This is a genomic window from Paenibacillus sp. J2R1T-4, assembly GCF_059692235.1.
Genome location: NZ_JCAUBA010000003.1, coordinates 68,629 through 83,541 on the forward strand (window position 1 = coordinate 68,629; position 14,913 = coordinate 83,541).

Sequence of the window (14,913 nt, forward strand, 5' to 3'; positions counted from 1 at the left end):
TTCTACACAGGAGTGACGAAACCTTTTCGTGGTGGCTTTGTTCTTAACTTAGGTGACATGTACATAGCGTCCTCATCTCTTAGGACCTTCCAACCTACCTCTACTATAAATCAGGTGATTGCAGGAAATAAGGATGCATAATAAATAAAAAGTGTAATAATTTAACCTGAAATTCGAAAGTCCATTTAAGAAAAAGCCATTTTGCGCTCAACTACCGCAAAATGGCTTCCTTCTCGCTTCTTATCCTTTCAGGATCCTCACCGCTTTGGACCATTCGGAGATGGCTTCCGTGTATGGACCAGATAGTCGTACACCTTCTGGGAACCATCCTTTGCTGTTACGGTAACCGCAAGGATTCCGACTTTTGAATCCCCTTCTACAAGCTCGGAATAGTTTGTTGCTGTTACTGCAGCGCCGCTGCTTACTGTCACATCCAGCTTTTTGGTATCCACCTTATCATCGTATACTTCCATGGAGTTAATCCCAAAGCGGCTCACTAGCTCAAACTTGTTTTTATTTTTGTACGAAATGGATTCAATGGCCACAGCATTAGTACTCGCAGATAATTCAACCCATACCGGGTTGGAGAAGGCAAAACCAGTACCGGTTAGAGGCCCTATCCCTGAGCTATTCTCATTGGCCTTTTCACTGAATACCTCCAGACGGTAAAACTCCTTGTTCGCCACAGGCAAAGATAAGCTTTTAATTACAGTATTCGTCTTTAATGACGTAAGATCGGCTTCAAATACAATTTCTCTGCTCGCATAATCCGCTATATCGCCGGTAACAGGATATTTGATCACACGCACACGGGTCAGATTAGAGTTCGGGTCATACGCTTGTATAGTAAATGGAGCGTCTCCGCTTCTCTCGAGCTTCAACGTCCCGCCCATATCAACTCCGCCAATGGAGAACCGGATCTCAGGACCGTTGCTTCCGTAGTAGCCTCCGTTCCTCAGCAGCGTCAATACATTCGCTTCGGTAAGGCTAGGCATCCACCCCTTGCTATACGTATCGCCTACCTTATCCTTCGTATGGCCGTCGGTATTGGCGATCCCGTAGTACTTCGCTTCGCCGCGGATGTTGATTTCGTCCCAGAACTTGAATGCTCTTTCATTCACGCCATTGTCGAGCGCATGCCATGTGCCGTTCCATACTTCAACGCCGGTGAATCCTGTCCATTGATAAGGATCTTGGAACAGATACGTCTGTTCGAATGGATGGGCAATATAGATCAATCCACCCTGACTTGTTACCTCGTTGATGCTATCCTGCCAGCTGAATCCTTCGGGACCTGCATTGTTATTAATGTCGAACCGGGGCAGGCTGTTCAACCCGTAGACAAGCGCGTGACCAGCATGCGTTGTTATTTCGGTACCCGCTAGGCTAAGAAACCGGTCGCCATAGCTCGCTGTGACGGTATCTGCATCTTGCTTATGCGAGTAAATATTGTGCTCTGTACTCCAAACCCAGTTCAGCAGCCTTTTGTTATACACGCTGTCCGCATTCTGGGCAATGGTGTGAACCCCGTCCGTATGCTTGGTATGGGTATGGTTGTCACCAGCGTAATAACCGCCGCCGTTAACGTCAAAGCTGCTTTTTCTTGTTATGTTAAAGAGGTCGTGGGATACATTGGCTTTGATAACCGATCTTCCGCCCTCCAACGCAACAGCCCTGATGGTAACCTCGACTTGGGATTGTGCTTCCATCATGGGGATTGTGACTGTTCCATCATCTAGCAGGTCCACAAAGTAAGGCGGCTGCACATCAACGGTTACATCGTTCAATATCTCGTTTGTAAGATTGCGTACAGTTATCGTAATGTCGAACGGAGTATCGGTTGTTAAATCCGAAGGCAGCCCTACAGTGACGTCGGCATACTTCTTCAACACGAAGTCAGCCTGTATCCTTCTGACATCCGCGATTTCGATTGTCCTGCTGTCGACCGAATATTCTTCATGCACAGGAGTGATCTCGTACGTACCCTTCTTCGCGAAAATCTGATATTTTCCGTCGCTTGTAGTCATTGCTCGAGCGTAAATGTTCCCGCTGCTGTCCCTGCTAACAACTTCCGTAAAGGCCACAGGAGCTCCTGCCTCATCGGTAACCTTGCCGATTATGCTTCCATATTCCTCCGGATTGCCGTGTTCTCTAATCACTTTGGCCCAGAATTCAGCAAGCCCATAAGGCTTATCTGCCGGTCCGGCAATATGAGGCATATGGTAGATCACATAGCTCTTGCTCTGCCCATTCGGTATGGATGCATCGAACCAGGCTCCGACAAATACTCCCTCGTGGATAATGATTTCAGGTTGCTGTTCCTGAGGCCAAATAATGGCGTGTGCGCTTTTGCCTGTAAATGAATTGTTGATTCCGCTGAATAGGTAGTTATCGGTCCAGCCGCTCTTGATCGCATTCTTCTCCTGGCTGAACACCCAATTTCTCCCCGGCAGGTAGCTGTGCTGCTCTCCTGGTTGATCCGGATCTACGATATAGCCGAAATTGCCGTTGAAATCGACACCCGTCTGGTTGTTCAGCGTAATATCCATTCGGATCAAAGGTGTGCCCTCTACAATGGAATACTGTACAGACGATTTCATCTTATCATTCTTGTCCCAGTCCCCATTGGCCACAATACTATTGCCATTCCGGCTTATATCGGGCAGCTCCAGCTTGTTCAACGGGTGGAACCAGGACCATTCCATATGCAAGCCATTTGCTTCGTCCTCCGGGGTAACGCCTAGGTTGTCGCTCAAAACAAACTCCGTGTAGTCTATATTTTCCTGCATATTAAGCTTGGGAACCGCATCCATCATGTGGCCGGGTGTCAGCGTTCCCCACTTGTTGTTGCCTGATGCATCATTCGTCCAGTTGACAGGATCCATGCCCGCCGTCCTTACCGTACCAACGGTCAGCTTGATTTCGGGGCTTTCGATGTAGTAGTAATCGTCTCTAGGCCACCAATCTCTGGATGTCCCTTCATAGGTGAATCCCGGATCTCCCTTGGTGACTCCAGTAACAATCTCCTTCACTGGCGCCGCCATTGTAAAATCGACCTGTGCCCTATTCCCAGCTAGCCGTTCGGGTTGTGTCAAATCAAAATGATCGGTTCCATTGGTTGCATGCAAGCTATACACACTCCCTGTAACCGTGTATACACTGTACATCCCACGACTGTCAGTCGTGGCCGACGCAACCTTGCTGCCCGATTGTGATCTCAGCTCGATCTCTACATTACGGGAAGGGGTCCCTTCCAGATCGGTTACAGTGCCTGTTATTGAACCTATTGTTGATGGATCGATTCCGTTCTTTACCGCGTCCGCCCAAAACTCCGCTGCCTTATAGGACTCATACGCTGGCGCAGGATTATGCGGGAGATGGTAGATCACAAGCTCCTTCGTTCCATTCGGAGCCAAGGCAACTTCAAACCAGGCACCGGTTATGTAACCTTCCGGAATAAGTGCGCTAGGCTGTTGGTTGTCTGGCCAAATGATGGCGTGAGCTGTATTCCCCGTATACTTGTCCTGAATCCCGTTGAAGATATAGTTCTTGTTCCAGCCGGAAGTGATAAATTCACTCACTTGTCCGCCTCTCCAGCCCCAGCCAGGTACATAGCTTTGTTGCTCTAATCCCTCTTCCGGGTCTATGATATAGGCCAAGTTGCCGGTAAAATTAGCGGTTCCCTCATTCGTCAGCCTGACCTTCATTTTGATGAGTGGAGAGTTTTCTACTGTTGTATAAGTTACTTGAGCTTTAATGTTCGGATCGCTATCCCATGTTCCTTTTGAGACAATCGAGTGGTCCATTACCTGAATATCGGGCATGCTGAGCTTTTGCGTCGGATACCACCACGTTCGCCCCACATTCGGACTGAGCACAAACTCTGAATAATCCAGGTTATCCCTTCCGCTGAACTTGGGAGCCGTATCCATAATATGTCCGGGCGTCAAAGTCCCCCATTTGTTATTACCCGATAAAGCATCGCTAAAGTCTGTAGGATGCGGAGTAGCTAATGTACTCGTCCCAATGGTGAGCTTAACCTCATCGCTCTCTATATAGTAATACTCTTGATCCGCTACCCAATCCCTTGAGGCGGGGCCATATGTAAAACCAGGATCACCGCTTCCCGTATTGGCAATAGCAGCCGTTGAATCCGGAAGCTCTGGAGCAGCGGCACCTGTAAGCAGCAAGCTGAAATTGGTTTCTGCCCGGTCAACTGCAGCGAGGCTAGTATTCTTCGACGCGGTTTGATAGCCGTTTTTCACAGCTTCCACTCTGTAATTCGAGCCTTTCATGGTATAGAGCTGATAAAAACCCGCGCTGTTCGTGACTGCCCTCGCAACCGTTTGGCCTAATGCATCTTTCGTATAAATTTCGGCATTGGGAATTCCGAGTCCGTCGCTATCCTTCACCGTGCCAGTGATCATGCCTGCGCTAGAAGGGTCAGTTCCCTGCCAAATCATATTAGCCCAAAACTCAGCCGTCATGTAAGGACTGTCCGCAGGTCCAGCCACGTGAGGGAGGTGATAGAACGTTATCGTTTTGCTTTCTCCGATTGCCATATTGGCATCAAACCATACCCCTTGGATGTAGCCCTCCGGCACAAGAGCAGTCGGTTGATTCTGCTGCGGCCAAATGACGGCATGGGCAGGTCTGCCTGTGAACTTGTCTTTCACGCCATTAAAGATGTAATTTTTATTCCAGCCTGAAGTAATCCACTCACTCGCTTGAGCCGTACGCCACCCCCAACCTGGGACGTAGCTGTGCTGTTCGGCAGACTCATCCGAGTCTAAGAAATAACCAAAGTGTCCGCTGAAATTAATCGTGCTTTGATTCGTAAGCGTAAGCTCCATTTTAATTAGAGGCGTATTCTCCACTAGGGAATATACGATTGATGATTTAATAGCAGGGTTCTTATCCCAGTCCCCGCTTGCCGTAATGGTATGATCGGTATTGCCGATCGTGTCCATTTCCAGCTTTTCGGTCGGATACCACCAGGTCCTGTGGGGTTGTTCCCTAAGGACAAATTCCGTATAGTCCAGGTTGTCGCGCATATTGGGTTTGGGAGCGGCATCCATCAAGCTTCCCTTTGTCAGAGAGCCCCACTTATCATTGCCTGTTGCATTCGAGCTGGAGTCCGTGGTGCTCATGGTGCTCAGTCTTACCGTTCCAACCGTAAATTTCACATGCTCGTTCTCCAGGTAGTAGTAGTCCGCCGAGGTCACCCAATCTCTTGCAGCAGGTCCGTATGTGAACCCGGGATCCTCACGCGAGACGCCGTACACTGCAGTAGTAACAGCATCAGCCTGTTGAGTGTTGAAGGTGCCTAGTACTAGGATAACTATTGTGACTAACGTTGCTGCGAAACCAGTTGTTAGAATACGCTTTACCATCGATTTTCCTCCCTCTTTCTGGATTGCAGCATAATCATAATGTACAGGTGGGGGGAAGGAAATAATACATTATTAACCAATTCATGCTGTTTTATGAACATTGGGCGGCATCTTAACAAAGGCATATGGATTGTTGAAAAAGTGCTATATGGATTCCGTGCCGGACGTGCTACAATGTGATGTTTCAATGAAACAAAAGAAAACTGCCGACCCGGTACGAATCAGCAGTTCCATATCTTTAACCCTATTCCTGTAGAATCACGAGGTCTGTTTCCCTTGCAAAAGCCTGAATTTCTTAGGCGGCACTCCCTTAATCCTCACTTAAGTAATCGTATTGTAAATCGCTATAAATCCAATGGAGCTGCCATCCTTGTCAAAGACCTGCATTTTTCTCGAAACGGTTCCGAGTGAAGTGGCCGTCTGCGTTCCATTCGTACTGATGCTTGAGTTAACCGTAGAGAAGATATTCGGCGTCGTTCCTGCGTCATATCCGATTTTTCGAATATTTACGTTTTCAATCGTGTTCATGGTGCAGTTTACGTTCGTTTCCGTCCCGAAGCAATAGACACCGTAATTGGTTTGGCCCGTTTTTCCGATGATGACATTTCCAATCAAATGACAATTTGAGATGCCGGTGTTAAGAACGACCCCGAACGAACCGCCGTATATATAACAGCCTTCGACTATGACCCGCTCGCAAACGCCCTGAGATTGGATCCCCGCATTGGTCGTATTGTAGATGTGGCAATTGGTAATCAAGATATCGGTAGCGTTGAATAAAATCCCTTGCGTTCCGGCTCCATTAATCCGTATGTTATCCAAGGTCAACCCGATAATCTTCCCGCCAATTTGTCTGACATATATCGACGGGCCCAAACCCGCTACCCGTTCCATCGTCACATTGGACACCCTGGTGTTCAACAATGCCCCGGGTGCGGCGCTCGGGGTGCCGATCTGAATGCCTCCCGTATTCGATGCGCTCCAGTCATTGATCGTAAGCCCGTCAATGAAGTTTCCTGTAACATCTGCCGGCGAAGCGTTCGTAATGGCGGCCCCCGCTCCGCATTTTTTGACGGTGCAGCCGATAATTCCCGATAGACTGGATTTTTCAATGACAAAACCCGTATCCGTACAATTCTGGGCGATGCAGTTCATAATCAGATTTTGCGTACCGCTCGTATATACTCCGTCAGCTGCTTTGCCGGCGACGCCGCAATCTTTGAGAATGCAGCTGGTTATTCTGCAACGTACCGAAGCTCCCCCGAGCGCGATTCCTACTCCCGGTATGCCGTTCCCGCCAATCGTATTCTGAACGGTGCAATTGTCGACCGACGAATCTATACAACTTGCCAGATATATGCCTACCGTTCGGATCGACAAGCTAACCCGATTCCCATGATTAGCATCCACGACCAAATCGGCAACCTCGATCCCGTTCAACCCGCTTGCTAGAATCATCGTTTCATAGTTGGATGTGTTAGCCGCTTTGATCACCGTCGAGTTACCGCTTCCCATGATCTTAACGTTAGGATAGGGAATGTTTAGGGTCGAGCTGACGATATAGGTCGATGCCGGCAGAAACACAACACCGCCGCTTGTCAGACTATTAATTGCGGCTTGTATGGCCGCGGTATCGTCCACACTCCCGTTGCCTTTTGCCCCGAACCATTTGACATTGACCGGGCCTTCGTAAATTCGCTTGAATCGGTTCCCGGAAGTACTGACCAGCACCAGGCCTGTATTATCTGGCGATACGGTATCGGCGGCATCGTAGTAGAAATGCCCTTCCTGCATCGTATCAGTTACATAGTAAACGCTACCCGAAACCGGAGTCACCATGGCTCTTAGCTCTGCTATTGTCGCCAGAACAACGCAGCTTTCGTCAATCATGGTTGAAACGTAGCTTTCTACTTTCCGTTCCAATCCGTTTCCGAGGTTATCCCCCTCCCCGGATTCCGACGGTCCGTAAACCGATTCCGAAACGGAGCCTCCCGACTTGGCGAATGCAGTCCCATAGTTCAACATAGTCCCGGCCGCCATACCCAATCCGGCGATCCCGATGGTAGAGAGCAGTTTTCTTCTGCTGATTAGGCTATTCGTATCCCCTGTTTGGCGATCCCCTTGATCCTCTTGTACCTCTAGTACCTCTTGATCCACTTGCCCTGAATGCAAACGATTTTTCATTTCATTTCCCTCCTCATTTTTAATAAATGATTGACTTGGAAGCGCTAACAAAATAGCGAGCGTACACAAGTTCCTTTTTTCCTATCATTCCCTCCTCCTACTAATTTTCGTCTCGCTATTATCATGATAGAACCAACCCCGGAATCGATCTTTATCCTTCTTTCCGTTTTTTTTGCACATTCGTGTCATTCACTACCCGCCGCTTATAGCGTTAAATAACGCGATTTTCTTGCTGGCTCCTCGGTCGCTTAACTGCATACGGCTCTCATACTCCGCCTACACAGATAAGCCATGTTACTACTGTCTATTTGGGCGATTTCATCATTCAGCCAAGAATTAGCCAATCGGACTATCCTCTATTTCCTCATTGTGTACCCATTTTTCTCAAAACCTGGCCAATAACCAATAGTAAACTTGCTATTACAGAAAAAGCCGTCTTTTCAGCCCAAATAACCTATACTAGCGCTGGCTAACAGATCTTCTCCATAATATCTAAGTAGTAACACCCACTGATAGAAAAGACCAGGAGACGCCGTTATTATTAACCGCGAAAGGATGGCGTCTCTAATAATCGGTCAGCTCATCTTCAATTCCAAATAAAACGACTGCAGAAATTTTTTGACGTTCACTTTGCTGCTTGTCCCTTCCGTTTCTTGTTCCAACTCCCGCATGCGCGTTCGCACTTCCTGAAATTCGAACAGTCGGCTAGCGTAATGCTCGAATATCGGGTTTGCATAATCGCTCAGCCCAAGCGAAGACAAATGGGTAAGCGACTGCAGCACCATTCGACGCATCCGCTGCTCTAATGCGCGAACCTCTCTTTCCGAATGCTTGTCGGGTCCCGGCTCCTTTTCCTTCCGCAGCACTTGACTGTACAATTCCTTCAGGGGCGGCAATTCCCGAAGAGGTCCACTTCGGCGTTCCTCCTCCTCCAACCATCGGATCAACTTCATTAAATCTCCCGCTCCCGCTTCGCCTGCAATTCCCAACTGCAGCATCAGCGTCCCTGCCCTTTCTTCCAAGGAAATCTTCTGCCGCAGCGGCGGGAGCGTAGCGGCAGCCCCTCCCAAAGCACTAAGCGAATGGCGGATGGAATCGATGGAACGGACGAGGCTCAAGTGGTGATCGACACGTTTTAATACCGACAACACTTCGTAACGATTGATAGGCTTCCGGATAAAAGTATCGACTCCTTCCTGGTAAGCTTCCCCCACCAACTCTTTGTGCTCTACTTGCGAGATCATCACGAACGTTCCGGCGTAGCCTTCCCTTCGAAGCGCTTTGATCGTCTGGATCCCATCCCGCCCGGGCATTAAGAGATCCATAAGTACGACGTCAACATCAGCCAACTGTCCAGCCGTCACATGCAAGCCGTCCGCCGCCTCGCCCACGACTTCCCCCAGTTGGCTTTCCGTTATCATCCGCGACAGCATTTTGCGAACAGCAGCATCGTCATCAATCAGAAACAGGTTCATCTTCTTCATGCTCCCCCTTTCGCATCAATTGTTGAATCGGAACTCTCAGCTCGAAGCGCGTTCCATATTCCATATCCGGGCTCAAGATCAGGGTACCGCCCATAGCCCGCGCAAGATCTCTCGCATGCGTCAACCCGATGCCCGTAGAAAAATAACCTTCCGGATTGAACTTGGTCGAATAACCCGGCTCAAACACCAAATCCCGTTCCTGCTCGGAAATGCCGGGTCCATCATCGATCACCCGGACCACCAGCCAATCCTCTGCCAGTTCCGCTTCTACAAGGACTGCTCCGTGCTCTGGTATCGCTTCCACTGCGTTGATCAGCAAGTTGTTCAAGATGGAAAGCATCGCATAAGTTTGATTGGTGAACAACTGGACGTCCGCTTCAAGACGAAAGGCAATTTGTTTGCCGCTAGCTTCCGCAACCTTCTCATTCGCCTGGACGGCCAAACCGCAAAGCTCAATGATCCCCAACCGGTCTCCGGCCATTGTAGGCTTCATCAGCTTCGACAATCCGGCGACGATCCGCTGCAAATCTTTTTTCAACTCGTGTACGTTTTCCGCCAAATGCAGGGCTTCGCGATGCTCGGGCAGACGCTGTTCCATTAATTTCTTATACAACCTATAGCTTTCGTGCGTGAGCTTCTCGACGTGGGCCATTAATTTTCGCATATAAAACGATTCCGTGTACAGACTCGAATTTAGCAAAATCAGCCTCTCCAGCTCCAGCTTCCTCCACTCCCCGAGTTGGCGCACTTGGCGAATGGACAGCATGTTGTACAGACCTACGACAAAAAAACTGCGGAGCACGCCGGTTATGCCGATCAAAATCAATCCTCTCCATGTCAACGTGACCGAATCGAGGATCAAGAAACGGACGAATAATTCCATGCAATTGGAGATCGTATCTGCAGCCGCCCCGATTAAACCCACCTGTATCGGAAACTCCGCCTGTTTGCGAATCCGGAGCAGCTGTACGGACACAGCGAAGGTCATATAAAAGCCGAAGGTTGGAATATGATGCAGGAAGCTTGTAAACAGATCGGCGCCGCTAACAGCATCCATGCCAATACGGAACAATACGACCGAAGCTCCCGTATATAAGCCTGTTGAAAGCACGGGAACGGAGAACCAGAGCAGCCCGAAAAAATAAGCGACGATTCCGAGTGAGAACCGAAACGAGTCTCCGAACGGATTCAATTTAACTTCTCCGAGCAATACCGTACTCACCAAAATGACGATCAGGATGCGAACACGATCCGACATGGCGTTAGAACCTCCCTACTAAACGAAAGAAAGCAAAAGAGATCATCCTTCCTAGGTTGCCCAAGAAATGGAGATCTCTTTCAGTCGATCAAACGTGCTTATTTTCCAGCTTCTTGGAAAGGACGGACAACGCGTAGTTGACCGCGAAGTATATGAACGCCACCAAGATGAAGGTCGGAATGACATAATTCACGTTGCGCCCGTTAATGATTTGGGCATGATTCATCAGCTCTGGAAGCGCGATGACAACCGCCAGCGACGTATCCTTCAGCAGCGATATAAATTGGCTGACGAGCGGTGGAACCATGCGGCGTAGCGCCTGCGGCAGAATGACGAACCGCATCGTTTGAATTGAGGACAAGCCCGAAGAACGGGCCGCTTCCACCTGTCCTTTCTCGATGGAATTCAAGCCGCTGCGGACAATTTCCGCCAGCATGGCCGATTCGAAGATGACCAGCGCTACGATCGCCGCGTTCATCTTGCTCATCTTGATTCCGACTTCCGGAAGGGCAAAGTACGTGAAGAAAATGATCAAAAGCAGCGGTAAATTCCGGATCGTCTCCACCAAAATCGCCATCAAGGAGGAGAGTATGGGAATGCGCCAATAGCGTACAATCCCGACTATCGTACCGATCAAGAAGCTGAGCGCAATCGAGATGATCGCGACTTCAAGTGTCACCAATAAGCCTTGCAGCAAAAACTTCAAATGAGAAGGAGCATAGGCGCCGATAAAATCCATGTTGGAACCCTCCTCACCGTGCTCTCGCCATGCGGCGCTCCAGATAACGGAGACCGAAGCTAAGCGGAATGGTTAATGCCAAATAAAACAGGGCTACGAATATATATACATCGAACGTAACGAAGGTAGACGCAGAGATCAAATCGCCGTAATACATGAGATCAAGCCCTGCGACGACCCCCAATACGGATGAATTTTTGATCAAATTCAGAAATTGGTTGCCGAGCGGCGGAATCACGATTTTGACGGCTTGCGGTAAAATAATATAACGCATCACCTGAACGTAACCGAATCCGGACGCGCGTCCCGCTTCCATTTGCCCTTTGGGCACCGACTGAATGCCGGCGCGTATCGTTTCGGCGATGAAGGAAGACGTGTAAATTGTCAAGCCCACGGTTCCCGCCGTAAATGGATTCAAGCGGATCCCGATCGACGGAAGCCCGACAAACATAAAGAATACGATTACGATTAGAGGAATGTTTCGGATAAATTCCACGTAAACCGCCCCGACTGCATTCAGGATCCGTATGGGCGCAATGCGAAACACTGCAAAAACGGCACCCAGCAAGAAACTGCCGATCAAAGCTAGAAGGCTGGCCTTTATCGTATTCGTAAAGCCTTCCAAATATTGGTCCCAATGATTCGTCAGGATGGAAAAATCGATCATCCCTGCCCCTCCTTTCTTAAAGTAACCCCACAAAGTGACGCGGGATCTTCGAAGCGTACTCCTCGGCGAAGCCCCTTTGCAGGGACCCAAAAACCTAGACGGGATAGGCGTAATTGCCTACCCCGTCGGCTTTAGTCACTTCTTCGGTTTTTCACCCATCCATTTCTCATAGAGCTTGTCGTACTCTCCGTTTGCTTTCATTTCTTTAATCACGGCGTTCACCAGTGCGACCAAATCTTCCTCTTTTTTACGCATCCCAATTCCGTATGGTTCTTCCGTGAACGTCTCTTGCACAACGCGATAGTTCGGATCCTGTTTCGCCATTCCGAAGAGAAGAGCGTTATCCGTCGTCAACGCATCGCCTTGCCCTGCCTTAAGCGCGGTAAAGGCTTCCGCATAGTTTTCGAATTCCAGAATCGGAGTGTCCGGAGATTTCGCGCGGATATTGGTGGTTGAAGTAGAGCCTTTTGCGGTAACGATTTTGGTGTTCTTGTTCAAATCAGCGAGTCCGTTGATTTTGCTGTCTTTTTTAACAAGTAACGACTGTCCGGCCATGAAATATACGTCGGAAAAGTCGATTTCTTTTTTGCGGTCTTCGGTAATCGTCATCGTGGCTACGATCATGTCGATTTCGCCGTTTTTCAGCATCGGAATCCGCGTTTTAGACGTAACTTCCTTCAGCTCGATTTTGGTTTCATCGCCGAATATTTTTTTGGCGATCGCCTTCGAGAGATCGATGTCGAAGCCTTCCACTTTACCGGAAGCCGGATCTTTCAAGCCGAATAAGTTCAAGTCGTACTTCACGCCTACCGAAAGCTTGCCTCGAGCTTTGATCTGTTCGACGGCTCCGGCTTTCGTACCAGCGTTCGCCCCTTGCGTCGGTTCCTGCCCGGATTTCTCTCCGCCGGCGCAAGCCGCAAGAGAAACGGCCATTACGGCGGTCAGCGTAATACCTGTCAACTTTTTCATCATGTTCATGTCAATCTCCCCTTTTTCGTTAATCAACTTAAGACTATCAATGATTCAAAACACGGCTTAAAAACAAGCGGGCCCGTTCTTCTCTCGGGTCGGCGAAAAATTCGGATGGAGCCGCTTCCTCTACGATCCTGCCTTGATCCATAAACACGACGCGGTCGGCCACTTCCCGGGCAAATCCCATTTCGTGAGTGACAACGACCATCGTCATTCCTTCAAATGCAAGCGTTTTCATTACATCCAGAACTTCTCCGATCGTTTCCGGGTCGAGTGCGGACGTCGGTTCGTCAAAAAGCATAATTTTCGGCTTCATCGCGAGTCCCCTGGCAATGGCTACGCGCTGCTGTTGTCCGCCGGACAGCTGTGAGGGAAAGGCATCCGCTTTTTCGGAAATGCCGACCTTTTCAAGATAGAACATCGCGGTTTCCCGCGCTTCCGCTTTGGAAATGTTCGCCACTTGAAGCGGCGCAAGCGTAATATTGTTCAAAACCGACATGTGAGGGTACAGATTGAAATGCTGAAACACCATTCCGATGTTCCGGCGGAGCAGGTTAATGTCCGTTTTTTTGTCGTTGACACGGATACCGTCTACAATCAGCTCCCCATCTGTAATCGTTTCCAATCGATTAATGCAGCGTACTAGCGTGCTTTTTCCTGAACCGGAAGGTCCGATTACGACGACAACTTCCCCGGATTTAACCGACAAATTGATGTCCTTCAACACATGAAATTGCCCGTAATGTTTATTGACTTGGTGAAACCGGATCATTATATCCCTCCTTCCAAGCTTTGCTAATGATGACTCAGACATATTGTATCGAGCAGCCAACCGAATCCGACCAGAAACGACACAAAGTTGTTAATTATTTATTAACCACATTTCTTCCTAACCTAACGACTTGCCCATAAAAAAAAAATGAAGCCCGCAATTTGTGGGCTCCATCTAGTCTAGGTTTATTTGGGGACCCTCGATAATTCCCGATTAAGAAAATAAAAACAGAACGGAAAGACTTCAGCTCTCAAATCCTTTCAGCCAGTAGTAGAGCGCATCGGCCATTTGATTGTATCCCGTGTCAGCAGGGTGAACACCGTCCGTTTGACGGGCAATCGTCATGTTATTCCTTGAATTTGCTGCAACGGTCGACACCTTCATATTGTGTTCCGTGTCTAGGATAGCATTAAGCGGGACAAGATAAATATTGTCTGCGGTCCGGTCTTTGAAATTTGCAAGAATCGCTTTATTCCATCGGAACCAGTTACGTTTATATTGCCATTTCGTTTGTCCGGAGCCGTAGTTATTCCCGAATGCGTCCTGATGCCTTGACGGCGGAATCGTTAAGCACATGCCGATCTTAACGTTCGGGAACGATGTCTTAATATTAGTGATCATCTTGTTATAAGTCGTGACCGCCGCATTAACGACAGCGTCAGCGCCGGAATCGCTCGTTTCGTTGAAAATATCATTGATTCCCAGGTGGAAGATCACATAATCGACTCCGATATACCCTTGACTGCTCATATATTGCGAAAAGTTAAATGCACCATTGAACACAAAGGGGCTGGAGGAATCCTTATTATATTGATCCACTCGCCAGCCTGGCCGACCTTCGTGAATATTCGGTGCCGTTCCTTGCGAACCTAGCAGCGTGATGTCCATCGCGTCAAAGCTGAACAGGTTGAGTAATTCGTTGGTATATTTACCCACAGCCGTGGTGCTATCCCCAACAAACAAGGCACTTTTCGTGACGCCGGTTCCCACGCTGCTCGATCTGACGATTACTGTGGCCGAAGCTGTACCGACCTTCTGCATGCTCTTTTTGTCATACACGTTGATCGTGATTGGATATGTTCCTGCTTTATTCGTGTTCAATGTCCAACGTTCATTTTGTTGGATGCCAGCTGAGCAGATAACGTCGAATAGGTAATCATCCGCATTGCCAACAATCAGATTGTCAAAGTAAATGTTGATTTCTTTGCCTGTCATTGCGATTATCGTCGGGGGCAGTTGAACCTCAATCGTATCCATTGGAGGATCATATTTATTCTTTGTATCATGGGGTGTTGTTAGTTTCTCTGTCGGATTTGGAATTACTGACTTGCTCGCACTCCTGCCGTACAGAGCCGCTATAACAACAAACACCGCTACGAGCGCGAAGGCGCTCTTTGTTCCTTTCCTTCTCCCTTGCTGCGTCATACTACGCGCACTCTCCTAT

9 protein-coding genes are annotated in these 14,913 nt (G+C 48.7%); all 9 read right to left on the reverse strand.

Annotation, left to right across the window (positions count from 1 at the left end):
- Nucleotides 1–257: 257 nt before the first annotated feature.
- Nucleotides 258–5,393: a CehA/McbA family metallohydrolase gene (locus AC58QD_RS07260; RefSeq protein WP_497331548.1), complete on the reverse strand. Its 5,136-nt coding sequence runs from the start codon at nucleotides 5,391–5,393 to the stop codon at nucleotides 258–260.
- 321 nt (nucleotides 5,394–5,714) lie between these two features.
- Nucleotides 5,715–7,577 (reverse strand): glycosyl hydrolase family 28-related protein, encoded by a 1,863-nt coding sequence (locus tag AC58QD_RS07265; RefSeq protein WP_497331550.1) that lies wholly within the window; start codon nucleotides 7,575–7,577, stop codon nucleotides 5,715–5,717.
- A gap of 575 nt (nucleotides 7,578–8,152) precedes the next feature.
- A complete protein-coding gene (locus AC58QD_RS07270) occupies nucleotides 8,153–9,052 on the reverse strand; it encodes a response regulator (protein ID WP_497332160.1) in 900 nt (299 codons plus the stop codon).
- Nucleotides 9,033–10,319: an ATP-binding protein gene (locus AC58QD_RS07275; RefSeq protein ID WP_497331552.1), complete on the reverse strand. Its 1,287-nt coding sequence runs from the start codon at nucleotides 10,317–10,319 to the stop codon at nucleotides 9,033–9,035. The genes AC58QD_RS07270 and AC58QD_RS07275 overlap by 20 nt, the downstream gene beginning before the upstream one ends.
- Before the next feature lie 88 nt (nucleotides 10,320–10,407).
- Nucleotides 10,408–11,058: an amino acid ABC transporter permease gene (locus AC58QD_RS07280; RefSeq protein WP_497331554.1), complete on the reverse strand. Its 651-nt coding sequence runs from the start codon at nucleotides 11,056–11,058 to the stop codon at nucleotides 10,408–10,410.
- Between the two features lie 13 nt (nucleotides 11,059–11,071).
- Nucleotides 11,072–11,725 (reverse strand): amino acid ABC transporter permease, encoded by a 654-nt coding sequence (locus AC58QD_RS07285; protein ID WP_497331556.1) that lies wholly within the window; start codon nucleotides 11,723–11,725, stop codon nucleotides 11,072–11,074.
- 135 nt (nucleotides 11,726–11,860) lie between these two features.
- The gene (locus tag AC58QD_RS07290; RefSeq protein WP_497331558.1) at nucleotides 11,861–12,703 is read right to left on the reverse strand and encodes a glutamate ABC transporter substrate-binding protein; all 843 of its coding nucleotides are present in this window, start codon (nucleotides 12,701–12,703) and stop codon (nucleotides 11,861–11,863) included.
- Between the two features lie 37 nt (nucleotides 12,704–12,740).
- Nucleotides 12,741–13,469, reverse strand: a complete 729-nt coding sequence (locus tag AC58QD_RS07295) for an amino acid ABC transporter ATP-binding protein (protein ID WP_497331560.1) — start codon at nucleotides 13,467–13,469, stop codon at nucleotides 12,741–12,743.
- Nucleotides 13,470–13,712: 243 nt separating this feature from the next.
- On the reverse strand, nucleotides 13,713–14,894 hold the full coding sequence (locus AC58QD_RS07300) for an SGNH/GDSL hydrolase family protein (RefSeq protein ID WP_497331562.1): 1,182 nt from the start codon (nucleotides 14,892–14,894) through the stop codon (nucleotides 13,713–13,715).
- Nucleotides 14,895–14,913: the final 19 nt, after the last annotated feature.